The organism is Nocardioides sp. NPDC054178, from assembly GCF_055585005.1.
The window spans coordinates 340,821-364,812 of the sequence record NZ_JBVJKY010000002.1 but is presented as its reverse complement, the minus strand read 5'-3'; the positions used below and the strand labels follow the sequence as shown (position 1 = coordinate 364,812).

The 23,992-nt window shown below is 69.2% G+C and carries 25 protein-coding genes; 21 read left to right on the top strand and 4 right to left on the bottom strand.

What is annotated here, in order from left to right:
• Nucleotides 1–210: 210 nt before the first annotated feature.
• The 3 genes from ACZ6WN_RS08420 to ACZ6WN_RS08410 are packed head-to-tail and all read left to right on the top strand — an operon-like array spanning nt 211 to nt 4,173.
• Nucleotides 211–1,038 (top strand): PP2C family protein-serine/threonine phosphatase, encoded by an 828-nt coding sequence (locus ACZ6WN_RS08420; RefSeq protein ID WP_357335481.1) that lies wholly within the window; start codon nt 211–213, stop codon nt 1,036–1,038.
• Nucleotides 1,035–2,966, top strand: a complete 1,932-nt coding sequence (locus ACZ6WN_RS08415) for an FHA domain-containing protein (protein ID WP_465864006.1) — start codon at nt 1,035–1,037, stop codon at nt 2,964–2,966. Before ACZ6WN_RS08420 ends, ACZ6WN_RS08415 begins: the two co-directional genes overlap by 4 nt.
• Before the next feature lie 49 nt (nt 2,967–3,015).
• On the top strand, nt 3,016–4,173 hold the full coding sequence (locus ACZ6WN_RS08410) for an RDD family protein (protein ID WP_465864004.1): 1,158 nt from the start codon (nt 3,016–3,018) through the stop codon (nt 4,171–4,173).
• A gap of 249 nt (nt 4,174–4,422) precedes the next feature.
• On the opposite strand, the gene lepB is transcribed toward ACZ6WN_RS08410, so the two are convergent.
• On the bottom strand, nt 4,423–5,187 hold the full coding sequence (gene lepB / locus ACZ6WN_RS08405; protein WP_465864002.1) for a signal peptidase I: 765 nt from the start codon (nt 5,185–5,187) through the stop codon (nt 4,423–4,425).
• 113 nt (nt 5,188–5,300) lie between these two features.
• Here lepB and ACZ6WN_RS08400 point away from each other — a divergent pair, with 113 nt between their 5' ends.
• Genes ACZ6WN_RS08400 through ACZ6WN_RS08390 form a run of 3 tightly spaced genes read left to right on the top strand, consistent with a single transcriptional unit; the run spans nt 5,301 to nt 7,983 of the window.
• Nucleotides 5,301–6,383: a nitrate- and nitrite sensing domain-containing protein gene (locus tag ACZ6WN_RS08400; RefSeq protein WP_465864000.1), complete on the top strand. Its 1,083-nt coding sequence runs from the start codon at nt 5,301–5,303 to the stop codon at nt 6,381–6,383.
• Nucleotides 6,384–6,392: 9 nt separating this feature from the next.
• Nucleotides 6,393–7,238 carry an ATP-dependent sacrificial sulfur transferase LarE gene (gene larE, locus ACZ6WN_RS08395; protein WP_465863998.1) on the top strand — a complete coding sequence of 282 codons (846 nt, stop codon included), beginning with the start codon at nt 6,393–6,395 and terminating at the stop codon, nt 7,236–7,238.
• 37 nt (nt 7,239–7,275) lie between these two features.
• On the top strand, nt 7,276–7,983 hold the full coding sequence (locus tag ACZ6WN_RS08390; RefSeq protein ID WP_465863996.1) for a M50 family metallopeptidase: 708 nt from the start codon (nt 7,276–7,278) through the stop codon (nt 7,981–7,983).
• A 4-nt stretch (nt 7,984–7,987) separates the two neighbouring features.
• Here the strand turns inward: ACZ6WN_RS08390 and ACZ6WN_RS08385 are convergent, their stop codons facing one another.
• The gene (locus ACZ6WN_RS08385) at nt 7,988–8,386 is read right to left on the bottom strand and encodes a cold-shock protein (protein WP_008360941.1); all 399 of its coding nucleotides are present in this window, start codon (nt 8,384–8,386) and stop codon (nt 7,988–7,990) included.
• A gap of 462 nt (nt 8,387–8,848) precedes the next feature.
• Between ACZ6WN_RS08385 and ACZ6WN_RS08380 the strand changes: the two genes are divergently transcribed.
• The 6 genes from ACZ6WN_RS08380 (at nt 8,849) to ACZ6WN_RS08355 (ending at nt 14,521) form a co-directional block, all read left to right on the top strand.
• Nucleotides 8,849–12,160: a sensor histidine kinase gene (locus ACZ6WN_RS08380; protein ID WP_465863993.1), complete on the top strand. Its 3,312-nt coding sequence runs from the start codon at nt 8,849–8,851 to the stop codon at nt 12,158–12,160.
• Nucleotides 12,157–12,369: a roadblock/LC7 domain-containing protein gene (locus tag ACZ6WN_RS08375; protein ID WP_465863991.1), complete on the top strand. Its 213-nt coding sequence runs from the start codon at nt 12,157–12,159 to the stop codon at nt 12,367–12,369. The genes ACZ6WN_RS08380 and ACZ6WN_RS08375 overlap by 4 nt, the downstream gene beginning before the upstream one ends.
• Nucleotides 12,311–12,553, top strand: a complete 243-nt coding sequence (locus ACZ6WN_RS08370) for a roadblock/LC7 domain-containing protein (RefSeq protein WP_465864962.1) — start codon at nt 12,311–12,313, stop codon at nt 12,551–12,553. The genes ACZ6WN_RS08375 and ACZ6WN_RS08370 overlap by 59 nt, the downstream gene beginning before the upstream one ends.
• A gap of 28 nt (nt 12,554–12,581) precedes the next feature.
• Complete coding sequence (locus ACZ6WN_RS08365; RefSeq protein WP_008360948.1) at nt 12,582–12,932, top strand: DUF742 domain-containing protein; 351 nt, start codon at nt 12,582–12,584, stop codon at nt 12,930–12,932.
• A 13-nt stretch (nt 12,933–12,945) separates the two neighbouring features.
• Nucleotides 12,946–13,524, top strand: coding sequence for a GTP-binding protein (locus tag ACZ6WN_RS08360; RefSeq protein WP_008360949.1), 579 nt, complete (start codon nt 12,946–12,948; stop codon nt 13,522–13,524).
• Nucleotides 13,525–13,711: 187 nt separating this feature from the next.
• On the top strand, nt 13,712–14,521 hold the full coding sequence (locus tag ACZ6WN_RS08355; RefSeq protein ID WP_465864961.1) for a DUF3027 domain-containing protein: 810 nt from the start codon (nt 13,712–13,714) through the stop codon (nt 14,519–14,521).
• A 3-nt stretch (nt 14,522–14,524) separates the two neighbouring features.
• On the opposite strand, the gene ACZ6WN_RS08350 is transcribed toward ACZ6WN_RS08355, so the two are convergent.
• Entirely contained in the window at nt 14,525–14,911 is a 387-nt protein-coding gene (locus ACZ6WN_RS08350) for a DUF2530 domain-containing protein (RefSeq protein ID WP_465863988.1), read from the bottom strand.
• Nucleotides 14,912–14,982: 71 nt separating this feature from the next.
• Between ACZ6WN_RS08350 and ACZ6WN_RS08345 the strand changes: the two genes are divergently transcribed.
• The 9 genes from ACZ6WN_RS08345 to ACZ6WN_RS08305 all read left to right on the top strand — a co-directional run bounded on the left by ACZ6WN_RS08345 (nt 14,983) and on the right by ACZ6WN_RS08305 (nt 23,063).
• Complete coding sequence (locus ACZ6WN_RS08345; RefSeq protein ID WP_357335466.1) at nt 14,983–15,132, top strand: DUF1059 domain-containing protein; 150 nt, start codon at nt 14,983–14,985, stop codon at nt 15,130–15,132.
• A gap of 77 nt (nt 15,133–15,209) precedes the next feature.
• On the top strand, nt 15,210–15,671 hold the full coding sequence (locus ACZ6WN_RS08340; RefSeq protein ID WP_465863986.1) for a MarR family winged helix-turn-helix transcriptional regulator: 462 nt from the start codon (nt 15,210–15,212) through the stop codon (nt 15,669–15,671).
• Nucleotides 15,668–16,918 (top strand): MFS transporter, encoded by a 1,251-nt coding sequence (locus ACZ6WN_RS08335; RefSeq protein ID WP_465863984.1) that lies wholly within the window; start codon nt 15,668–15,670, stop codon nt 16,916–16,918. The genes ACZ6WN_RS08340 and ACZ6WN_RS08335 overlap by 4 nt, the downstream gene beginning before the upstream one ends.
• 265 nt (nt 16,919–17,183) lie before the next feature.
• Nucleotides 17,184–17,555, top strand: a complete 372-nt coding sequence (rpsL, locus tag ACZ6WN_RS08330; protein WP_091052356.1) for a 30S ribosomal protein S12 — start codon at nt 17,184–17,186, stop codon at nt 17,553–17,555.
• A 1-nt stretch (nt 17,556) separates the two neighbouring features.
• Nucleotides 17,557–18,027, top strand: a complete 471-nt coding sequence (rpsG, locus tag ACZ6WN_RS08325) for a 30S ribosomal protein S7 (protein WP_141806234.1) — start codon at nt 17,557–17,559, stop codon at nt 18,025–18,027.
• Nucleotides 18,028–18,110: 83 nt separating this feature from the next.
• Entirely contained in the window at nt 18,111–20,225 is a 2,115-nt protein-coding gene (gene fusA, locus ACZ6WN_RS08320; RefSeq protein WP_465863981.1) for an elongation factor G, read from the top strand.
• Between the two features lie 84 nt (nt 20,226–20,309).
• Entirely contained in the window at nt 20,310–21,503 is a 1,194-nt protein-coding gene (gene tuf, locus ACZ6WN_RS08315) for an elongation factor Tu (protein WP_141806232.1), read from the top strand.
• A 174-nt stretch (nt 21,504–21,677) separates the two neighbouring features.
• Entirely contained in the window at nt 21,678–22,406 is a 729-nt protein-coding gene (gene trmB / locus ACZ6WN_RS08310; protein ID WP_465863978.1) for a tRNA (guanosine(46)-N7)-methyltransferase TrmB, read from the top strand.
• 57 nt (nt 22,407–22,463) lie between these two features.
• Nucleotides 22,464–23,063, top strand: a complete 600-nt coding sequence (locus ACZ6WN_RS08305; protein WP_465863976.1) for a hypothetical protein — start codon at nt 22,464–22,466, stop codon at nt 23,061–23,063.
• Between the two features lie 69 nt (nt 23,064–23,132).
• Here ACZ6WN_RS08305 and ACZ6WN_RS08300 read toward each other — a convergent pair whose 3' ends face one another.
• Nucleotides 23,133–23,990, bottom strand: a complete 858-nt coding sequence (locus ACZ6WN_RS08300; protein WP_465863975.1) for an RDD family protein — start codon at nt 23,988–23,990, stop codon at nt 23,133–23,135.
• Nucleotides 23,991–23,992: the final 2 nt, after the last annotated feature.

Genomic DNA, 23,992 nt, shown 5'->3' with positions numbered 1-23,992 from the left:
AAGGTCATCCATCGCGGAGTGCAAGGATGTGCGAGTGGCTGCTCGGGCGGCGAGTTGGCCGGAGTCATGAGGGGACGGCGTGGCGAGATCAGGACGAGCAAGAAGCAGGCGTGAGATGCGCTCTGTGGGCCAAGAGCGCAACTGGTCTGCGAGAGAGCGGAAGCCTGTGTCCATCGGCATCACGCTATCCCGGCAGGCCTAGGGGGCGAGATGTCCAGGAAAGTAGTGATCGCGCACGGGGCCGCGACTGATGTCGGCCAGGTGCGGAAGGTCAACGAGGACTCCCATGTGGCCGAGCCACCGGTCTTCGTCGTCGCGGACGGTATGGGCGGCCACGACGGTGGTGACATCGCCAGCGAGATGGTGATCCAGGAGTTCGCCAAGCTCGGCGGCACCCATTACGTCTCCGAGTCCGGCAGCCAGGCGATGGTCGAGGCCCTCCAGTCGGCCCAGGACCGGATCGTGGCCTTCGCGCTCGAGCAGCGCTCGCGCGGGGCCTCGGACTACCAGTCCGGCACCACTTGCGCGGCGGCGCTGATCGCCGACGGGGGGAGCAGCCCGTTGTGGATCCTGCTCAACGTCGGCGACTCGCGCATCTACCGATACTTCGACGGCACGCTGAGCCAGCTCAGCCGCGACCACAGCCTGGTCCAGGAGCTCGTCGACTCGGGGCAGATCACGCGCGAGCAGGCCGAGCACCACCCGGAGCGCAACGTGGTGACCCGGGCGCTGGGCGGGATGGCTCCGGCGGTCCCCGACATCTTCCAGGTGACCCTGCCCGTGGGCGCGCGGCTGATGCTGTGCTCGGACGGCGTGAGCGGAATGATCTCGGATTCCGAGATCGCCGACATCCTCGCGGCGGAGGACACCGACGCCCGCGACACGGCCGAGAAGCTCGTCGCTGCCGCGGTCGAGGCAGGCGGCCGGGACAACGCCACCGCGATCGTGGTCGATGTGATGGGATTGACCGAGGAGAACCCGTATGACTCGGAGCAACAAAGGGTGAGTATGGAGCAGAAGCTAGGAGTGCTGCCATGAGCGAGCAAGGAACCATCGCAAGCACGTCCTACACGCCGGGCACATGGTTCGGCATCATCGGTGAGAGCGCCACGGTGCTGCTCCCGCCCTCGGAGAAGAGCCGCGCGGGCGCGCTGTGGGCGCTCGTCGACGACGGTGCCGGGTTCGACGAGGTGCTCGACGCACTCGTCGCGACCGGCTTGAGCTCGTTGCCGGGCTTCGTCCTCATCTCCGGGGACGTCACGCCTGACGGCGGCAGCGTACGCACGGTCGTGCGCGGCCCGTCGGTGGTCTCGTTCGAGGCCGGCGAGGGCGCCGTCGAGGTCGACGGCTCGTCGTCGAAGACGTGGGTCGAGCGCACCCTCGAGGGTGTCACCAGGATGTCCGTCTCGCTCGGCGAGGAGGGCGCGACCGGTGAGCCGATGACGGCGCTCGGTGGCCTGCTGCGGGTCTCGGGCCTCGAGGTCCCGCCGCCGGCGCCGGAGTCCACCCAGGACGACTCGCCGGAGAGCCGCGCGGGTTTCGTACCTGCCCCGGTGGCGGTCGAGGAGGGCTCCGACGACAGCGTCGACGAGCCGGCCGCGGTCGATCCGCTCACCGACCCTCTTCCCGAGGAGAGCTACGCCGATTCCGCCGACGACCTGGACTCCGCCGAGGAGCAGGGACTCGACGAGGACGAGCCGGTCGCGGCTCCGCCCTCGCTCTCGGTCGTTCCGCCGATCCCGGTCTCGGGTGACCTCCCCGGTCTCGCGGACGACTCGCAGCCCGACTCCGACACGGAGGCCGACGTCCCGGAGGCCGACTTCGACGCGGACGCCGAGGCGGACGAGCCGATCTCGGTCAACCGCGGGGACGACTCCGGCGAGGCGTCGGCGCCGCGTCACGACGACCTGACCGAGCCGACCGAGGCGTTCGAGATGCCGGCCGCCTCCCAGGACGCCGACGACCAGGACTTCCCCGAGCCCGCCTCCGGCGGCTACGAGGACGACTACGCCAGCGACGAGCACGCCGCTGCTGTGGCGTCCTCCTTCGGTCCCTCCGCGGTCTCCCCGGAGCCCGTGACCGACACGGACGACGCTTTCGACGCCGAGACCGAGGTTCTCCCGGCCGTCGACGAGCAGTCCTACGACGAGCCGGAGTCCTACGAGCCGGAGTCCTACGACGAGCCCGAGTCCGCCCAGGCGCCCGGCTTCGGTCCGCCCTCGGTGCCGCCTCCGCCGCCGCTGACGACGCCTCCGCCGCCTCCGGTGGACGCGCCGCCCGCTCGCTTCGAGGATGCGCCGTCCGAGGGTCTGATCGACGCCGCACCGAGCGACGCACCGATCGAGGCACCGCCCTTCGACGGCCCGCCGCCCGGGGCGCCGCTGACCGACATCCCACCGGCACCCCCGGCCCCGCCAGCGTTCCCGGCTCCGCCCGCGCCGCCGGCTCCGCCCGTGGCGCCGATTCCCGAGACCCACGACGAGCCGGTCTGGGAGGAGCCCAACCCCGATGAGGACGACCACGACGGTCTGACCCGGGTCGGCGTCGGCGAGGACCTCAACGCCGGTCTCGCCGGGATCCCCGGCCAGCCCGAGGCGCCGAAGGTGACCGCCTACCCGGTCGCACGCCTGGAGTTCTCCAGCGGCGACCGCGTCGAGGTCGACCGGGTGGTCCTGGTGGGCCGCGCCCCCGAGGCGAGCCGGTTCACACCCACCGAGCAGCCGATGCTGGTGACCGTGCCGAGTCCCCACCAGGAGATCTCCTCGACCCACTGCGAGATCCGTCCCGGTGCCGGTGTCGACCACGGCGCCGCGGTGGTCACCGACCTCGGCTCGACCAACGGCACCGTGCTGGTCCAGCCCGGGCTCGGCCCGGAGGATCTGCGCCCCGGCGTACCCGTCCAGCTCATGCCGGGCGCCGTCATCGACCTCGGTGACAGTCTGACGATCCGGGTGACCAACCCGTGATCGAACGGCTTTCGCTCGTGCCGCCGCTCTCCCACGTGGAGGCGGCGGCATGAGCGTGGCCGGTCTGCCGGGCTCAGCCGTCGAGGCAGCGATCGCGGAGCCGGACCGCCGGTTCTACGCGTTCGCCATCGACCGGGTGATCGCCTGGGCGATCTTCGCCGCGGCGGGGTTCGCCGCCTGGCTGATCTTCTTTCGCAACGACAACCCGCTTCCCGGTGTCGGCCTGATCGCCGGCGTGGTGCTGGCGGTCTGGCTGGTCGGCACCGTACTCACCGGCTCCGGGGGCAAGACCCCCGGGAAGATGGCGCTCGGGCTCCGCGTGGTCAGCGACGACTCCGGAGCCGCAGGCCGGCCCATCGGTGTCGGCAAGGCGTTCGTACGCCAGGCCCTGCTCGGTATCTGCACCATCCCGACGCTCGGCATCGGCACCGCCACCTTCGCCTGGGTCGCGGCGATGGACGGCCGTGGCCGGCGCCAGGGGTGGCATGACCGCCGTGCGGGCTCGGTCGTGGTCGACGTACGTCCTCCGGCGGTCGTCGAGGCCGAGGAGGAGGCCCCCGCGCCGCGCCGCATCGTCAACCTGACCACCATGCGCCTGAAGCAGGCCGAGGCGACCCCGGAGCGGGCCGAGCGGCCGCAGACCCCCGCCGCGCCGACCCAGAGCCCCGCTCAGGCAGCGGCCGAGGCGCAGGCGGCCCAGACCCAGGTCCCGGCGCCGATCGCCCGCCAGGCGCCTCCGGTCGCCATGCCGCCCGCTCCGCCCGCACCCACCGCCCCGCCCGCGCCTCCGGCTCCGGCTCCGCGCGCAGCGCAACCGGCGGCGCAGCCTGCCCCTCCGCCGCCACCCGCACCGGTGGCGCAGCCCGCGGCGACGGCTCGCTGGCGGGTCACCTTCGACACCGGCCAGAGCTTCGTGGTCGAGGGTCTCGCCATCGTCGGTCGCGGTCCCGAGCCGCGCCCCGGCGAGGAGGTCGCCCACCGGGTGGCCCTCTCCTCGAGCGACATGTCCCTGTCCAAGACCCACGCCCAGTTCCAGGTCGCGGCCGACGGCACCCTCGTGGTCATGGACCGCGGCTCCACCAACGGCACCACCCTGATCCGCAAGGGTGCCGCGCGCGCCCTCGGCGCCCGCCGCCCCGCGGCTCTCGTCGACGGCGACAAGGTCAAGTTCGGCGACCGCACCATGGACGTGGTGCGCGAAGCCTGATCGCCGAAGCATCGGCCCGGTCGGTCGAAAGGTCGGTCCCGTCGGGCGAGGCGTCAGCCCCGTCGGACGAGGCGTCAGCCCCGTCGGGCGAAGGGTCGGCCTGGTCGGTCGAGAGGTCGGTCCGGTCGGTCGAGACGTCAGTCCCGTCGGTCGAGACGTCAGCCCTGTCGGTCGAGACGTCACATCGTTGACGTCTCGGCCGACGTACGTGACGTCTCGGCCGACGTACCTGACGCCTCGGCGGGTGGGTCAGTCGACGGAGTCGAAGGTCTCCGGGCGGTGCTCGACGCCGAAGCGGTCGGTGGGCCAGAAGACGACGGCGACGCGGCCGACGACGTCGGAGATGGGTACGAAGGCGTTCGAGCAGGCCTCGTCGCCCGACTCCTGGCGCTCGGGGCTGCACAGGTGGAAGGACGAGTCGGCGGAGTTGGCGCGGTTGTCGCCCATCACGAAGAGCCGGCCCTCGGGGACGACGGCCTTCCAGCCTCGGCAGCCGCCCTGGACGTACGACCCGTTGTCCTGCGCCATCGGCCCGGCGCAGGTTTCGGAGGGAGCGATGTAGGAGGCCTCGTCCAAGGGCGTGCCGTTGACGACGATGCGACCCGACTCGCAGCACTCCACGGTGTCGCCCGGGACTCCGATGACCCGCTTCACCAGGTGGTCGCCGGTGGGGTAGAGCCCGATCTTGGCGAGCACGGCCCGGAAGCCGGTCGGCGCAGGTGCGATCTGGTTGGCGGAGAGCCAGCCGCCGGGGTCGGTGAAGACGACGACGTCGCCGCGCTCGGGCGTGCCGCCCATCCAGTAGGAGGGCTTCTCCACCAGCACCCGGTCGTTGACCTCCAGACCGGGCTGCATCGACTCCGAGGGGATGTAGAACGCCTGGGCCAGGAACGTCTTGATGATGACGGCGAGCAGGATCGCCGTTGCCGCGATGACCAGGATCTCGACCAGCGACCCCAGAAGTCCCTTCTGACGCCGGCCCGAACCTGCCGATGCCCCCAGCTCTGCCCCCATGCTGAGACCCTATCCAGACGACCGTCCGGGCCCGGGCGCTATCCAGAATTCACCGGCGCGCGTCGTCGCTCCTGCCCTAGGGTTCGTCACTCATCCGGACCCGAGAGGGCGTCATGAGCAGCACACTGGAATCCCCGACCCATGAACGGGCCGAGAAGCGCGCGTGGGCGATCTGGACCGTCCTGGCCCTGGCCGTGATCGTCGCGGTCCTGGCGGCAGTCCTCGGCTCTCTGGGCATCTCGCGGGCGACCAGCCAGGCAGGACCCGACGAGCGGACCGTGGCGCTTGCCGAGGCTCTCCCCGTCACCTACGCGGTCGCGGTCGACCTGTCCTTCGAGCGCGACGCGATGATGGCCGGCGCGCCTCCCGTCGTCCTCCGGCCGGTCCAGCAGAGCACCGACGAGTCGGTGCAGGCGTGGCGCGCTCGGGCGGAGGAGATCGACAGCGGTGCCGACGAGGAGCTCGACGCGACGCTCACCCGGATCGCCGAAGGGCTCGACGGCATCGACGAGCTGCGTACGCAGCTGCCGGACGATCGCGCCGCGGGGACCAAGGGATACGCGGCCCTGACCAACGACCTGTTCGACATCGCGGACGAGCTGCCGGACACGGGCAGTGGCCGGGCCGCCTCGTCGATCGAGGCGCTCGGCCACATGCCCGAGATATGGGAGGCGCTGGGCGAGGAGCGCGTGATCATGACGGCCGTACTCTCCAGGTCACCGTTGCCCGGCAAGAAGCAGATCGGCGACGACGAGATCGCCGCGCTCACCGAGGCTGAGGCCCGACTCCGGCGCTCGCTCGTCGCCTTCTACGAGGGATCCTCGAAGGACCAGCGCCGCGCGCTCGACGAGCTGACCGACGGCACGGCAGCGGAAGGCGCCACCGGCGTGCCGGCCCTCCAGGGCGTCAGCGAGATCATCGCCGGTGACGGCACTGCGCTGACCCTGGGGGCGTACGCCGCATCCAGCACCGACTTCAGGCGCGGCCTGCAGGAGGTGCTCATCGCCTCCGCCCAGGAGATCGCCGAGGAGGTGCGGGCCGACCGCGACGAGGCGACACGCACCGCGCTCGTCGCGGTCGTGCTCACGGTCGCGGTCGTGAGCGCCCTCGTCGTGGTCGAGATCGTGCTCGTGGTCCTGCTGGTGGTCCTGGTCTCCCGGCGCCGATCCGCGAACACGCGTGGAGCACGTGGATAGGGTCGGAGCGTGTCCGACCTCGACCAACGGCTCAACGCTCTCGAAGCGGATCTCAGGACTCGGGGCAGCGTGCTGGTCGCCTTCTCGGGCGGCGCCGACAGCGCCTTCCTCCTGGCGGCCGCGACCAGAGCCCTGAGCAGCGACCACGTCGCCGCGGCGACGGGCTATTCGCACAGTCTCCCGATCGCCGAGAGGGACCCGGCCGCCGAGTTCGCACGGAGCCTCGGCGTACGCCTCGTCACCCCGCAGACCCACGAGATCGAGCGGGAGGGCTACCGGGCCAACGGCACCGACCGGTGCTTCTTCTGCAAGGCGGAGCTGCTCGACACCCTCGTGCCGCTGGCCCGTGAGCTCGGCCTTGCCCAGGTGGCCACCGGCACCAACGCCGACGACGCGATCGAGGGGCTCACCGGCCTGCGGCCCGGGATCCGTGCGGCCGCCGAGCGCGGCGCGATCACCCCGCTCAGGGATGCCGGGCTGACCAAGGCGCAGATCCGCGAGGCCTCGCGCCGCTGGGGGCTGCCGACCTGGGACAAGCCGGCCGCGGCCTGCCTCTCCAGCCGGATCGCCTACGGCCTCGAGGTCACCCCGAGGCGCCTCGCGCGCGTGGAGAGGGCAGAGCAGGGCGTACGCAGCGTCCTGGCCGCCCGCGGCCACGACGCCGCCCGCGTGGATCTGCGCGTGCGCGACCATGGGGAGAAGGCCACCGTGGAGCTGTCCGCTAACCTCCTGCCTCTCGACCCCCACCATGCCGACGAGGTGCTCAGGACCGTGACAGACGCAGGATTCCCGGCCGCGGAGATCGACCCGCGGGGCTTCCGCTCCGGATCGATGAACCAGAAGGCGGCCACGTGAGCGAGCGTCGGCCTGCGCGAAGCGCGGAGGTGACGGCGTGAGGGAGTTCTGGGACACGATCACCGCGACCCAGCCCGTCCCCGAAGCGCCCTGGCTGATCGGCGCCGGGGTCGTCGCCCTGGTGCTGGTCGTGTGGCGTGGGACCTGGCGCACCGTACGTCTCGGTGTCACCGTCGTCCACGAGGCCGGGCACGCGGTCGTGGCGGTGCTGGTGGGACGGCGCCTGGCCGGGATCAAGCTCCACTCCGACACCTCGGGCGTCACCCTCTCGCGCGGCAAGCCGTCGGGGCCGGGGATGGTAGCGATGCTCGCCGCCGGCTACCTCGCCCCGGCGCTCCTCGGCCTGCTCAGCGCGACCATGCTCGCCGCCGGCCACGCGCTGGGGCTGCTGTGGCTGCTGGTGGCGGCGATGCTGGTGCTGCTGCTGTGGGTACGCAACGGCTACGGCCTCGTCGTCCTGCTGGCGCTCGGCGCCGCCCTGGGTGCGATCAGCTGGTACGCCGACGGCCGCATCCAGACCATCGTCGCGACGCTGGTCACCTGGCTGCTCCTGCTCGCCTCACCGAGGCCGCTCCTGGAGCTCCTCGGCCGCGGCGAGCGAGGTCGCCGCGGCTCCGACCCCGACCAGCTCGCCGGCCTGACCGGCATCCCGTCGGTGCTCTGGATCCTCGTCCTGCTGGCCGTCAACGTCGCCGGCCTCGTGGTCGGGGTGCAGACCCTGATCCCCGACCTGAGCTGGATCTAGCGGGTCAGAGCTCGAACTCGTCGGCGATCTGGCGCAGCGCGGGGGAGACCTTCTTGGCCAGCTCGCGCGTGGGCGGGCGGCCCTGGGCGTAGCCGTCGCGGATGTCGTCGAGGAGCTTGATCACGTTCTCGACGATCAGCTCCATCTCCTCGGGCTTGCGGCGCTTGGCGGCACGCTGGCGCCCGGAGACGGACGGGGAGCGCTCGAGGACGGTCACCGAGAGCGCCTGCTCGCCGCGGCGCCCCTGGGCGATGCCGAACTCCACCCGGGTGCCGGCCTTCAAGGTCTTGGCAGCGCCCTCGGGGAGCGCGTCGGCGTGGACGTACACGTCCGGACCGTCGTCCTGCGACAGAAACCCGAAGCCCTTGGTGGCGTCGAACCACTTGACCTTGCCAGTAGGCACGGCAGCTTGCCCCTTCCTCGCGCATCAGCGCTTCAAACGTACGTCGCCCGGCGACTGTGACGGCCGACGCGGGAGAGCCTAGTCCTCAGCGCCCAGGGACGCGTGAGGTATTCCCCTCTGCGGCCATCGACGAGGTCCACGGACGGGTCGCCGGCTCGTCCCCTGCGCGGGCGAGGCCTATACTCCGCCTACCCCTCCATAGATTTGCAAATGATTTCGTACACCATTGGTAATCGAGACCAGTTATGACGTAAGTTTACGTCGCCAAAGACTGCAGACAGGCACGCCCGGGTGCCAGCAGACTTCGCGGCGGGGGACTGGGGTGTGCGCCACAGAGGGTGCATACCTCTCGGGAATGATGTGACATGGCCACGAGAGGGAGTAATGGCCGAGCCATACGCAAGCACAACCCACCGTCCGGAACGTAAGCCCTGGCAGGGAATTCGAGCGCGCCTGATCTTCGTGCTGCTCGTCCCGACCATCGCGGCGATGGTGTTCGGCGGGTTGAGCATTTCGCGCGCCCTCTCAGCCCAGGCGGAAGCACGCCAGGCCGAGACTGTCGCCCAGGCACTGCCTGACACCTACCAACTCGCGATCAACATCCTGTTCGAGCGGGACGGAGCGCTCGCGGGCGTTCCCGAGGTCGTCATGCGACCGCTGCAGCAGAAGACCGACGAGTCCATCGAGGCCTGGAGCGCCAAGGCGAAGGAGATCGACGCCGGCGACGACAAGGACCTCGAGAACAGCATCGTCGAGATCCAGCAGGCGCTGAACGGCATCGACGACCTGCGTGCGCAGATCCAGGAGAAGGACACCCAGGTCGAGGCCCAGCTGGCCTACACGACCGTGATGAACAACCTCTTCGGGATCTCGGCGCAGATGCCGACCCTGGAGAACGACGAGGTCTTCTCCAAGATCGCCGCGATCAGCAACGTGCGTCCGGCTTCGGAAGCCATGGGCGTCGAGCGCATGATCATGATGAAGGCTCTGAGCGCGAAGGCGGTCAAGGAGGGCCAGGGCGAGGTCAACCCCGACGTCCTCAGCGACGAGGAGTTCGCAGAGCTCGCCCGCGCCGAGGCCAAGTGGCGCCTGTCCACGGCCGACTACTACGCGAAGACGTCCGACGACATCCGCCAGCAGCTCGACGAGCTGACCAACGACACCACCGACGAGGGCTCGATCGGAGCCCCCGCCCACCGGGTCGTCAACCAGGTGATCTCCAGCGGCAGCACGGACCGGGTCAAGATGACCCCGGACCAGTACACCCAGGCCAGCACAGAGTTCATCCGCGGTCTGCAGAAGATGATCGTCCAGACCGCGCAGGAGATCAGCGACGACGTCGAGCAGATCAAGAGCGACGCGAACCGGGACGCCATCGTCATCGGGCTTCTCGTTCTCGGCGTCCTGATCTTCGCCCTCGCGGTCGGTCTGGTCGCGGCCCGTTCGATCCTGTCGCCGCTGAGCCAGCTGCGCCGCCTGGCCTACAACCTGGCCAACCACGACCTGCCTGAGCGAGTCGCCTACATGAACCAGGCTGAAGGCCCGGTGGATATCCATGTGGAGCCCCTCGACATCGCGCGCCGCGACGAGATCGGTGACGTCGCGGACGCGTTCGACGCGGTCCACGTCGAGGCGATCCGGCTGGCGGGCGAGCAGGCCGAGCTGCGGACGAACGTCGACAAGATGTTCATGAACCTCTCCCGCCGTTCGCAGAGCCTCGTCGAGCGTCAGCTCCAGCTCATCGACCAGCTCGAGGCCAACGAGCAGGACCCCGACGACCTCGCGAACCTGTTCCGCCTGGACCACCTCGCCACCCGAATGCGCCGCAACGACGAGTCCCTCCTGGTCCTCGCCGGTGGCGAGATCGGCCACGCGGCTCGTGGTCCGGTGCCGGTCCTCGACGTGCTCCGTGCCGCGGCCTCCGAGATCGAGCAGTTCGCCCGGGTCGACATCGACTCCGACGAGAACGCCGAGTTCGAGGGCGCGATCGCGGGTGACCTCGTGCACCTGCTCGCGGAGCTGATCGAGAACGCCACCAACTTCTCCCCGCCCGACACCGCCGTCACGATCCGCACCTTCCGCGCCGGCCCCGCCGCGCCGCTGCTGGTCGAGATCGAGGACCTCGGTATCGGCATGACGCCGGAGGAGCTCGACGCGGCCAACATGAAGCTGCGCCGTGCGACCGGCCTCGACGCCGACGTCGCCCGGATGATGGGTCTGGTCGTGGTCGCGCGCCTGGCGGCGCGTCACGGTCTCTACATCGAGCTCGTACCCAACCGCCCCCGTGGTGTGGTCGCGCGCGTCGAGATGCCGGTCACCACGATCGTCGGCGCTCACGCGGAGGCTCCCTCCGGCCAGCAGCAGGGCTTCGACGCCTACGCCTTCCAGCAGGGCGGCTACGGCCAGCAGACCGGCGCCTACCCGGGCACCGGCGAGCTCCCGTACGAGATGCAGTACGGGATGCCCGCCTACGACGCCCAGCCGTACGCCGGTGGCAACCCCTACGACGTACCCGTCGGTGCCCTCCCGGCCCCCGAGGCGCCCACGGCCTCCGCCGCGGCGCCCCCGGCGCTGCCGAGCCGCACCCCGGGTGCCTCCAACCACCCCAACCTCTCCGGTGGCGGTGCGTCGGCCTTCTCGCAGCAGGGTGCCAACGGCCACTCCGGCCAGCACAACGGCTTCGGTCAGAGCGGGCCGCAGACCGGCCAGCAGCCGGCCTTCGGCGGTGTCCCGCCGATGCCGGGCGACCCGGGCTTCGAGGGTCCGGGCGCGCGCACGGGCAGCTTCCCGGCGCAGCCGCAGCAGTTCAGCGGTGGCCAGCCTCAGTACGGGGGTGACCCGTTCGGTGGCGACGCGTTCGGCGCCAACCAGCCGCCGGCGCCGCCGCAGAGCCCCAGCGGCCAGCAGCAGAGCTTCCTGTCCAACATGCTGCCGGTGCGCAAGGCCGAGGACCTGGCCGCGCGCTTCCCCGACGGTCGCTTCGACCCGAGCACCGAGACCGGCGAGCTGCCGCGTCGCGACCCGGGCGCCCAGGGTGGCAGCCCGTTCGGCACCGACACCGGCGCGTTCCGCACCTTCGAGCGCCCCAACGAGCGCACCACGCCGCGTACGCCGCCGCCGGGCTTCGGTCCCGACGACGACCCGTTCGGTCCTGCCGGTGACGCGATCGCCCCGAGCCCGATGGGCCCGATGGCTCCGGAGCCGACCAACTCGCCGAACCCGCTCGACTCGACCACCGAGGTTCCGATCCTCGACGACGAGGGCAGCTCGATCTTCGACGACCTCCAGTCGGAGTGGTTCACCCGACGCCGCCCGCTCGGTGCGCGCCGGGCGATGGAGTCCAAGGGCGACCCGCTCAGCGACCCGATCGCTCCTGCCGCCAAGGCCGGTCCGGGGCCCAGGATCAACGAGTCCCGTCCGGCGGCCGCCCCCGCGGGCGAGCCGGTCGAGGAGCCGGTCGCTCAGGACGACGAGCCGACCACGCCGATGAGCTGGTCCTCGCCGGGCGACGAGGGCTGGCGCCGGGCCCAGGAGCTGGAGCACCTGCAGGAGCAGGAGCCGGCGACGATCACCCAGGGTGGCCTCCCGGTCCGCGTCCCGGGTCAGAATCTGATCCCAGGTGCTGCGCCTTCGGTCACACCACCGTCATCAGGTCCGCGTAACATGGACGCGCGCCGCACCCGTGGCATGTCCAGCTTCCAGAAGGGCGTCAGCCGCGCCCGCAACAACCCCGCTGAGGCGGAAAGCAACCCCGAAGGTGAGGAGCAGCAGTGACAACGGCCCCCGCAGGACTGGACTGGCTTGTCGACAGCCTGACCCAGCGCACCCCTGACATCGCTCACGCGATCCTGGTGTCGGCTGATGGCATGCCGATGGCCAGCTCCGTCGACTTCCCCCCCGGACCGGGCCGACCAGCTCTCGGCGATCGCCTCCGGTCTCACCAGTCTTACCCAGGGAGCAGCGCGCTGCTTCGCGGCGGGTAATGTCCAGCAGATGGTCATCGAGATGGACGGTGGCTATCTGGTCCTCATGGCGGTTGGTGAGGGTTCCAGCCTTGCTGCCCTCGCCGCCCCCGACTGCGATCTGGGACAGGTTGGCTACCAGATGCAGCTGTTGATCTCGCGTGTTGCCACCGCCCTCACCCCCGATACCAGAACCGGCGCCTGATCAGTGCCCCGACCCTAGGACCGAGATCGTGAGCAACCACGCATCCGAACCGCCGCCGCTGGTCAGGCCGTACGCCCTGACCCGTGGCCGCACGCAACCCAAGCGCGTCTTCCCGATGGAAGCACTGGTGATCACTGACCGTTACGTGATCGACGGCTACGTCCGGTCGCCCGAGGAGCGGACGATCGCGGAGCTCTGCCGCGAGAGCCGTTCCGTCGCTGAGGTCGCGGCGCTCATCCGGGTGCCCCTGGGTGTCGCCCGAGTCCTGATCGGTGACCTTGCGGAGCGCGGCGTGGTGCAGGTGCACGCCAGCAAGGTCCCGGACGCCCCGGACACCGCTCTCCTCGAGCGCGTGCTGTCCGGCCTGAGGAAGCTTTGACAGGAGTAATGCAGTGACCACCGACTCCAAGCAGGCGACGATGTCTGCGAAGATCGTCATCGCCGGCGGGTTCGGCGTTGGTAAGACGACCTTCGTGGGATCCGTCTCGGAGATCGTCCCCCTGACGACCGAGGCCGTGATGACGCAGGCGACCGCCGGCGTCGACGACCTCTCCGCCGTGCCCAACAAGAAGACGACCACGGTCGCGATGGACTTCGGTCGAGTCTCCCTCGACTCCGACCTGATCCTCTACCTGTTCGGCACCCCCGGTCAGAACCGTTTCTGGTTCATGTGGGACGACCTGACCCAGGGCGCCATCGGCGCCGTGGTGCTCATCGACACCCGTCGCCTCGCCGACTCCTTCGGCGCGATCGACTACTTCGAGTCCCGCAACGTGCCGTTCGTCGTGGCCCACAACGTCTTCGGCGCCAACCAGGCCTACAAGCCGGAGCAGATCCGCGAGGCCCTGGCTCTGCGCCCCGACATCCCGATCGTCACCTGTGACGCTCGCGACCGTCAGTCGACCAAGGCGACGCTGATCTCGCTCGTCGAGTACGTTCTCTCCATGGTCTCCACGCGCGCTCTTCAGTAGCCACAAGCGTCACCGACACCCGCCGCAGCCATGCTTCGGCGGGTGTCGGCGTTCGACGGGATCTCAAAGGGTGCCGTGACTGTGCAGTAGCGGCGTACGTCTGGGAGGATCACGCGTTGTGCGGAAGTTCAGGTTGTGGTGGCGCAAGGTGACCCCGAAGTGGCACCTGAGGCGCCTGTGGGTGAAGATGTGGTCCGTGATCACGACCCCGTACGCCGATGCGACGGCCGTCGCTGCCGTCGACGAGGCCCGCGCCGCGCTCCTGTCCGACGTGCCAGCCGGTGACGTCGGAGAACATCTCGGCCATGTGGTCGAGAAGGGTGCTGGCCCGGGCGTCGTGACCCACCTGTTCGCCTGCGCCCGCAAGGGTTACGTCGGGTGGCACTGGTCGGTCACGCTCGTCACCGTGCCCTCGCTCGACGGTCCGGGATTCGGCGTCGATGCGCCGGTGACCGTCAACGAGGTCGTCCTCGTTCCCGGCGACGCCGCGATCGTCGCGCCCGCCTGGGTGCCCTACCGCGAACGGATCAAGCCGGGCGACCTCTCGCCCGGTGATCTGCTTCCGGTCGAGGACGATGACGCACGGCTGGTCCCGACGTACGCCTTCGGCGACGACCCGCTCGACGCCGACGAGAAGGCCCAGGTGCGTGAGGTCGCCAAGGACCTCGGCCTCGGCCGCGTCCGGACCCTGTCCACCTCCGGCTTCGACGCCGCCGCCGAGCGGTGGTACGCCGGTGACGGCGGTCCCGACGCGCCGCTCGCCCAGGCCGCCCCCGACCAGTGCCACAGCTGTGGCTTCCTCGTCCGGCTGACCGGCCACCTGGCCTCGAGCTTCGGTGTCTGCGCCAACGGTGACGCCAACGACGACGGCAAGGTCGTCAGCCTCAACCACGGGTGCGGTGCGCACTCGGAGGTGCGGCTGGCGAAGAAGCACGAGCCGCAGCCGCTGCCGGACCCGGTCTTCGACACGATCAGCGACGACGCCGAGCCGTTCTAGCCGTCAGGCGAGGCCCTCGGCGCGCAGCCGGCGGGCCTTGCGGCGCCGGGTCAGCTCGATCCCGATCGCGCCGATCCCGAAGGCGGCCAGGCAGGTCCAGATCCACCAGGTCCAGCCACGGTCGTTGAGCAGGCCCCAGAACGGGAGCAGAGCCACAAACCCGACCAGCCAGCCGAGGGTGGCGAGCTCGAAGGCGCGGATGCCGTCCTGGTCGACGAGCTCGATCTTCGGCTCCGGCACGGTCTGGGCCGGCTCCTCGGCCGCCGGCTCGTCGTAGCCGTAGTCCTGGGCGTAGCCGCCGTCCTCGGGGTAGTAGTCGCCCTCGTACGCGTCGTACTGCTGCTCCGGGTAGGTGCCGGAATAGTCGTCGTCGCGGTACTGGTCGCTCATGGGACCTCATCCTAGGGGTCAGGGCCAGCCGGTAGGGTGGGGGAGGAACGCTGACGACTTGGAGGTCCCTGATGGCTTCGCTCCGCTGCCCGTGCGGCACCAACTTCCGCACGGAGACCGACGACGAGCTGGTCGAGCAGGTGCAGCAGCACCTCGCCGAGGCTCACCCCGGCCGCACCTACAGCCGGGACGACATCCTCATGCTCGCTGCCATGTCCTGACCCTGTGACGGCGCCCTCGACAGGGCGCCGTCGCTTCCGGGAATAGTTAGCGCCGGTAAGCAGTTATGCTTACCGACATGCCTACCGCACAGCCCGCCTCCGCCCGTGACGCGGCCTCCGACATCCCCGAGGTCGCCTCGGTGCTGCGCACCTCCGTCATGCGGATGCGCCGCCGCCTGGCCAACGAGCGCCACCCCGACAACGACCTCTCGCTGGGGTCGATGGCGGTGCTCGGGGCGTTGTACGCATGCGACGAGATGACCCTCGGCGCCCTCGCCGGGCGCGAGCGCGTCCAGCCGCCGAGCATGACCAGGATGGTCAACTTCCTCGAGGAGGGCGGCTACGTCGTCCGCCGCCAGGGTGAGACCGACCGCCGTCAGGTGCTGGTCTCGATCACCGACAAGGGCCGCCGGACCGTACGCAAGGACCGGCTCAGCCGGGACGCCTGGCTCGCCCAGCAGCTCGTCGACCTCGATGCCGAGGAGCTCGCCGCCCTCCGCACAGCCGCTTCGATCATGGAGAGAATAGCCACCAGTTGAGTCCCACGTTCCGTTCCCTGCGCAGCCACAACTACCGCCTCTACCTAGCCGGCAGTGTCGTCTCCAACGTCGGCACCTGGATGCAACGCATCGCCCAGGACTGGTTGGTCCTGAGCCTGGGCGGCGGGGGAGCGGCACTCGGTATCACCACCGGACTGCAGTTCCTGCCCATCCTCCTGCTCAGCCCCTACGCCGGGGTCATCGCCGACCGCTTCCCGAAGCGGCGTCTGCTGCAGGCGGCCCAGGGCTGGATGGCCCTGATGTCGCTGCTGCTCGGTGTGCTGGCGGTGAGCGGCCACGCCGAGGTGTGGATGGTCTACGTGATCGCGTTCCTCTTCGGCACCGGTGCCGCCTTCGACGGCCCCGGTCGGCAGTCGTTCGTCTCGGAGATGGTCCACCCCGACGACCTCACCAACGCCGTCGGTCTCAACTCGGCCTCGTTCAACCTCGCCCGGCTGATCGGGCCGGCGCTGGCCGGGCTCCTCATCGGCTGGCTGGGCAGCGGCCCCGAGGCGACCGGCTGGGTGATCCTCGTCAACGCGGTCTCCTACCTCGCCGTGATCGGCCAGCTGCAGCGGATGAACACCGCCGAGCTGCACTCTCCCGACCCGGTGGCGCGGCGCAGCGGGATGCTGCGTGAGGGCCTCGCCTACATCCGTACGCAGCCCAAGATGCTGATGGTCCTGGTCATCATCTTCTTCGTCGGCACCTTCGGGGCGAACTTCCCGATCACCTCGGCGCTGATGGCGACCGAGGAGTTCGGCAAGGGCGCCAGCGAGTACGGCCTGCTCGGCACCGTCCTGGCGATCGGCTCGCTCTCCGGCGCACTGCTCGGCGCCCGCCGCACCCGGATCCCGCTCAAGCTGATCGTGCTCGCGGCGACCGGGTTCGGCCTCACCGTCATCGTGTCCGGGATGATGCCGACGTACGCCCTCTTCGCCCTGATCTCCCCGGTGCTCGGCTTCTTCACGATCACGACCCTCAACGCCTGTAACGCCACGATGCAGACCGAGGCGGCCCCGGAGTTCCGCGGCCGCGTGATGGCGATCTACATGACCGTCCTGATGGGCGGCACCCCGCTGGGCGCCCCGCTCATCGGCTTCCTCGGCGAGCACTTCGGCGCCCGCGCGACGCTGTACGCCAGTGGCGCCCTGGTGTTGGTGGGTACGCTTGCGGGGGTGCTGCTCCTCGCCGCACTCAGAGGTGGTATCCGGGCCGTTTTGACCCCCTCTCAAGCCGCCGGGTAGCCTCTGAAGCGTGTCTGGGACAACCAGGCCGTCGCGCGTGCCCGGAACAAGTTCGAGAAATGGGTCTCGGAACCGGGTTCGGCGCCCTCAGTACGGGGATTCGGTTCGAAAGATCCGCGAACGTGTGCGTTGAGGTAAGGGCGACACGCCCGACCTCGGGGGCGAGGCGGGACCAGTTGGTATCGCACCACCTGGACGCACAACATTGGATCCTTCGCGGCAGAGCGCCGTGTAGTGAGAGCAGAAAAGAAGGGGAACCACCGAGGTGCCCACCATCAACCAGCTGGTCCGCAAGGGCCGCGAGGACAAGGCGACGAAGTCGAAGACGCCTGCCCTCAAGGGATCGCCGCAGCGCCGTGGCGTCTGCACGCGCGTCTACACCACCACCCCGAAGAAGCCGAACTCCGCCCTCCGGAAGGTCGCCCGTGTGCGCCTCTCCTCCGGCGTCGAGGTCACCGCTTACATCCCGGGTGTGGGTCACAACCTTCAGGAGCACTCCATCGTGCTCGTCCGCGGCGGTCGTGTGAAGGACCTCCCCGGCGTTCGTTACAAGATCATTCGCGGCACGCTCGACACCCAGGGTGTCAAGAACCGCAAGCAGGCCCGCTCGCGCTACGGCGCGAAGAAGGAGAAGTGAGATGCCTCGTAAGGGTCCCGCTCCCAAGCGTCCGCTCGTCGTCGACCCCGTCTACGGTTCCCAGCTGGTCACCCAGCTGGTGAGCAAGGTCCTGCAGGACGGCAAGAAGCAGGTTGCGCAGCGCATCGTCTACACCGCTCTCGAGGGTTGCCGCGAGAAGACCGGCACCGACCCCGTGGTCACGCTCAAGCGTGCGATGGACAACGTGAAGCCGGCCATCGAGGTCAAGTCCCGCCGCGTCGGTGGCGCGACCTACCAGGTCCCGATCGAGGTCAAGGGCACGCGTGGCACCACGCTCGCGCTGCGCTGGCTCGTCGGTTACGCCCAGGACCGTCGTGAGAAGACGATGGCCGAGCGCCTGATGAACGAGATCCTCGACGCGAGCAACGGCCTCGGCGCCGCTGTGAAGAAGCGCGAGGACACCCACAAGATGGCCGAGTCCAACAAGGCCTTCGCGCACTACCGCTGGTGACGTACGGCGGGGTGCCTGCAACACACCGTGGGCACCCCGCCCATCCAGACCGAAGACAATCTCTTTAAGGAACGCTGAAGACAGTGGCCGTCGACATCACCACGGACCTCAATGTGGTCCGCAACATCGGCATCATGGCGCACATCGATGCCGGTAAGACCACCACCACCGAGCGCATCCTGTTCTACACCGGTATCTCGTACAAGATCGGTGAGGTCCACGAGGGCGCAGCCACGATGGACTGGATGGAGCAGGAGCAGGAGCGCGGCATCACGATCACGTCCGCCGCGACGACCTGCTGGTGGAAGGACCACCAGATCAACATCATCGACACCCCCGGGCACGTCGACTTCACCGTCGAGGTGGAGCGCTCGCTGCGCGTCCTGGACGGTGCTGTCGCCGTCTTCGACGGTGTCGCCGGTGTCGAGCCGCAGTCGCAGACCGTGTGGCGTCAGGCGAACAAGTACGCCGTCCCGCGGATGTGCTTCGTCAACAAGCTCGACCGCACGGGTGCCGACTTCTACATGGTCGTCGACTCGATCGTCGACAAGCTGCACGCCACCCCGCTGGTGCTGCAGCTGCCGATCGGTGCCGAGTCCGACTTCATCGGCGTCGTCGACCTGATCGAGATGAACGCCAAGGTCTGGCGCGGCGAGACCGCCCAGGGCGAGGACTATGTCGTCGAGGAGATCCCCGCCGACATGGCCGACAAGGTCGCCGAGTGGCGCGAGAAGCTCGTCGAGACCCTCGCTGAGGCCGACGACGAGATCATGGAGGTCTACCTCGAGGAGGGCGACGTCTTCGACGTCCCCACCCTGAAGGCCGCCATCCGTCGCGCGACCCTCGCCGACAAGCTCAACCCGATCCTCACCGGCACCGCGTTCAAGAACAAGGGCGTCCAGCCCCTGCTCGACGCGATCATCGACTACCTGCCCTCGCCCCTCGATGTCGAGTCGATCATCGGCCACGACGTCAAGGACGAGGAGGTCGAGGTCACCCGCAAGCCTTCCGAGGACGAGCCGTTCTCGGGCCTGGTCTTCAAGATCGCCTCCGACCCGCACCTGGGCAAGCTGTTCTACCTGCGCGTCTACTCCGGCAAGGTCGAGGCGGGTGCGACCGTGGTCAACCCGATCAACGGCCGCAAGGAGCGCATCGGCAAGATCTACCAGATGCACGCGAACAAGCGTGAGGAGATCAACTCGGTGGGTGCCGGCCAGATCGTGGCCGTGATGGGTCTGAAGGACACCAAGACCGGTCACACCCTCTGCGACCCGGCCAAGCCGGTCGTCCTCGAGTCGATGAGCTTCCCGGCCCCCGTGATCGAGGTCGCCATCGAGCCGAAGACCAAGGGTGACCAGCAGAAGCTCGGCACGGCGATTCAGCGCCTCACCGAGGAGGACCCGACCTTCACGGTCAAGACCGACGAGCAGACCGGCCAGACCATCATCGCCGGTATGGGCGAGCTCCACCTCGAGGTCTTCGTCGACCGGATGAAGCGCGAGTTCAAGGTCGAGGCGACCGTCGGCAAGCCGCAGGTCGCCTACCGCGAGACGCTTCGCAAGAAGGTCGAGAACCACAGCTACACCCACAAGAAGCAGACCGGTGGTTCGGGTCAGTTCGCGAAGGTCGTCATCTCCGTCGAGCCCAACATCGACGAGGAGACCGGCCAGGGCGCGGGCTACGAGTTCGCCAACAACGTCACCGGTGGTCGCGTGCCGAAGGAGTACATCCCCTCGGTCGACCAGGGTGCTCAGGACGCCATGGAGTTCGGTATTCTCGCCGGCTTCCCCATGGTCGATGTGAAGGTCTCGCTCGAGGACGGCGCCTACCACGACGTCGACTCCTCCGAGCTCGCCTTCAAGATCGCCGGCAACCAGGCCTTCAAGGAGGCCGCGCGCATGGCGAAGGCCGTCCTGCTGGAGCCGATGTTCGCCGTCGAGGTCACGACCCCCGAGTCGTTCCTCGGCACCGTTATCGGTGACATCAACTCCCGTCGCGGCCAGGTGTCTTCGCAGGAGGAGCGTCACGGCGACATGGTCGTCCAGGCTCTCGTCCCGCTGTCCGAGATGTTCGGGTACGTCGGTGACCTCCGGTCCAAGACCAGCGGTCAGGCGTCGTACTCGATGGAGTTCGACTCGTACGCCGAGGTTCCCACGAACGTCGCCGACGAGATCATCAAGAAGGCCCGTGGCGAGTGACCTTCGGGTCACCCGTCCAGGGACTTCGGCAGCAACACCACTCAGTACGAGTCAGTAAGAAAATCACACCAGGAGGAGCCCACAGTGGCTAAGGCGAAGTTCGAGCGGAACAAGCCGCACGTCAACATCGGCACCATCGGTCACATCGACCACGGTAAGACGACCCTTACCGCGGCGATCTCGAAGGTGCTGCACGCGAAGTACCCGGACCTGAACCCGGAGTTCGCGTTCGAGGACATCGACAAGGCCCCCGAGGAGCGCCAGCGCGGGATCACGATCTCGATCGCGCACATCGAGTACCAGACCGAGTCGCGTCACTACGCTCACGTCGACTGCCCGGGTCACGCGGACTACATCAAGAACATGATCACCGGTGCCGCGCAGATGGACGGCGCGATCCTCGTGGTCGCCGCCACCGACGGCCCGATGCCGCAGACCAAGGAGCACGTGCTCCTGGCCCGCCAGGTCGGCGTGCCGTCGATCGTCGTCGCGCTCAACAAGTGCGACATGGTCGACGACGAGGAGCTCATCGAGCTCGTCGAGATGGAGGTGCGCGAGCTCCTCAGCGAGTACGAGTTCCCGGGTGACGACCTCCCGGTCGTGCGCGTTGCCGCTTACCCCGCCCTGCAGGGCGAGCAGAAGTGGATGGACTCGGTCGCCGAGCTCATGCAGGCCGTCGACGACTACATCCCGACCCCGGCTCGCGAGACCGACAAGCCGTTCCTGATGCCCGTCGAGGACGTCTTCACGATCACCGGTCGTGGCACCGTCATCACCGGTCGTATCGAGCGCGGCATCGTCAAGGTCGGTGAGGAGGTCGAGATCGTCGGCATCCGCGAGACCTCGCAGAAGTCGACCGTCACCGGCGTCGAGATGTTCCGCAAGCTGCTCGACGAGGGCCAGGCCGGTGAGAACGTCGGTCTGCTGCTCCGTGGCACCAAGCGCGAGGACGTCGAGCGCGGCATGGTTGTCATCAAGCCGGGCACCACGACCCCGCACACCAACTTCGAGGGCTCTGTCTACATCCTCTCGAAGGAGGAGGGTGGCCGTCACACCCCGTTCTTCAACAACTACCGTCCGCAGTTCTACTTCCGGACCACGGACGTGACCGGCGTTGTGACCCTCCCCGAGGGCACCGAGATGGTCATGCCGGGTGACAACACCGAGATGTCGGTCGAGCTCATCCAGCCCATCGCGATGGACGAGGGTCTGAAGTTCGCTATCCGTGAGGGCGGTCGCACCGTCGGCGCGGGTCGGGTTACGAAGATCATCAAGTGATCGTCTCGGCGATCGTCTGATCCAAAGTGGAAGGTCCCCGGAGCCGCTAGGCGAAGGGGGCCTTTCGCTTTGGTCATACGCTCGAGCAAGCGCTGACTCGGCGCAAACGGACCGGAGCGAAGCGAGGACCGGATTGCGCCGCGTCGGCGCGCCACGAGACCAAGGCAAGAAGAAATGACAGAGCCAAACCACCCAGTCCGCACCCCAAGACCCCACCAGAAGCTGCTAGACGACGGCCGCACCGTACGCGAGGTCCTCACCTACACCCGCCGCGGCAGCCGCCTGGACGCCAAGCAGCAAAAAGCCTGGGACGCGTACGCCGAGGAGTGGGTGATCCCCGACGAGGCCGTCGACGAGCCAGGGTTCTCCCTGGAGACCTGGTTCGGTCGCCAGGCACCCCTGATCGTCGACATCGGTGGCGGCGTAGGCGAGGCGACCGCGGTGCTGGCTGCCAACCGCCCCGAGGCCAACATCCTCGCCCTGGAGGTCTGGCGCCCCGGGGTGGCCGAGAGCCTCGGCCGGGTGGGCGCCGCAGGCGCGACGAACGTGCGCTTCAGCAGCGTCGATGCGCTCTGGACCCTCGAGAACCTTGTCGAGCCGGGGTCGGTCAGCGAGGTCTGGACGTTCTTCCCCGACCCGTGGCACAAGACCCGCCACCACAAGCGACGCCTGGTGACACCCGCCAACGCGCGGATGGTCGCGGAGCGGCTCGCGCCCGGCGGGATCTGGCGGTTGGCGACCGACTGGGTCGAGTACGCCGAGCAGATGGTCGAGGTCCTCGACGCCGAGCCGCTGCTGAGCGGTGGCGTCGTCGAGCGTTGGGACGAGCGCCCGGTGACCAAGTTCGAGCGCAAGGGGCTGGCCAAGGACCGGGTCATCACCGACCTGCTCTACCGACGTTGACCCGAACTACCCGTGTCGTGACTGATCTGTAGCCGGGGAACCGCCAAGATCAGCGGCATGAAGTTGTACGCCGACAGGCCCCCGCGTCTCGCCGCCCAGCTGCTCGCCGACCTGCTGACGGTGGCGTGGGTCCTCGGATGGGTCCTCGTCGGCAGGTTCGTCCACGAGATGGTCTCGGCGCTCGCCGTCCCCGGCGAGAAGATGGACGACGCTGGCACCTCGCTCTCGGCCAAGCTGCTCGAGGCGGCCGGGAAGGTCGATGACCTGCCGCTGGTCAAGGACGGCATCGCGGCTCCGTTCGAGGGCGCCTCGAAGGCTGCCGACCAGCTCCGCGCGGCGGGGGAGGCCCAGGTCGAGGCCGTCTCCACCATCGCGATCTGGCTGGCCGTCGGGGTCGTGGTCGTCCCGGTGCTGATGTGGCTGATGGTCTACGTGCCTCTGCGGTGGCGCTTCATCCGCAACGCGACCTCGACCCAGCGGTTCCTGCAGGCCGGCAGCGGCACCGACCTGCTGGCATTGCGAGCGATCTCCACCCAGCCGCTGCACAAACTGGCCAAGATCAGCGACAACCCCGCGCAGGCCTGGCGCGACGGTGATGCCGAGGTGGTGGGGAAGCTCGCTGCGTTGGAGCTGCGGTCGGTCGGGTTGAAGGGGTAGTCCGGGAGCGAACTGTCCATATACCCGCGAGTAATGGGCAGTTCGCTACCGGACTACCCCGACGGGGCGCTAGCTGCGAGCCGTCAGCCGCGCCCGGAGCTCCTCGTCGCGAGTCAGTCTCGCTGCATCACGATCCCTCCGGGTCGCTAGCACCGCGGCCAGGTAGGCCTCGGGCGGGGTGCCCGGAGGCGGGCCGGGCGCGACGTACTTCTGTACGTGGGTCGCCAGGCGCTCGGCGAGAGCGTGGCGGCGGACCGGGTCGGTGTAGGTGCCGACCTCGCCCGACAGGAAACGCCGCACCGCCAGCGACAGGCCGACAGGGATCGTGGCGACGTCCGCGCGGGAGGCCCAGACGGCGAGCTCGGGAGGCATCCGGATCGGCGCCGGGGGACGCAGCGGCACCCGCACGCGGATGACGTACGTCCCGGCCGCGATGTCGCCCAGCCGCTTGCCGCGCGGATGGATCATCGCGGTGAGGAACGCGACGGTGCCGCTGGTGGCGTAGATCTCGACGACACCGATCAGGGCGCGCACGAACGCATGATGGAAGCTGATCGCCCCGCCGTCGTCGCGCACGGTACGCAGACCGAGCGCGAGCTTGCCGAGCGATCGGCCGCGGGTGAGCGTCTCGATGGCGGTGGGGAAGACCAGCAGGACCGAGGCGGTGGCCGCGATGTAGGCGGCCCAGGCCAGGGCCTCATCGGTCGCGGGTGCGGCGGTCATGAAGACGAACAGCGTCACGATCAGCAGCGCCGTCACCACGATCATGTCGATGAGGCCCGACAGCAGCCGCATCGCCAGCCCGGCGGCCGGAAGATCGAGGGCGACCGCGTCTCCGGTGACCAGGTCGTCCTCGGTCAGCAGCGCGCGCTCCGGCGGAGGCTGTTGCTGGGGGCGTCGCTCGGGCGATTGCGGCGCGGAGGTCATGG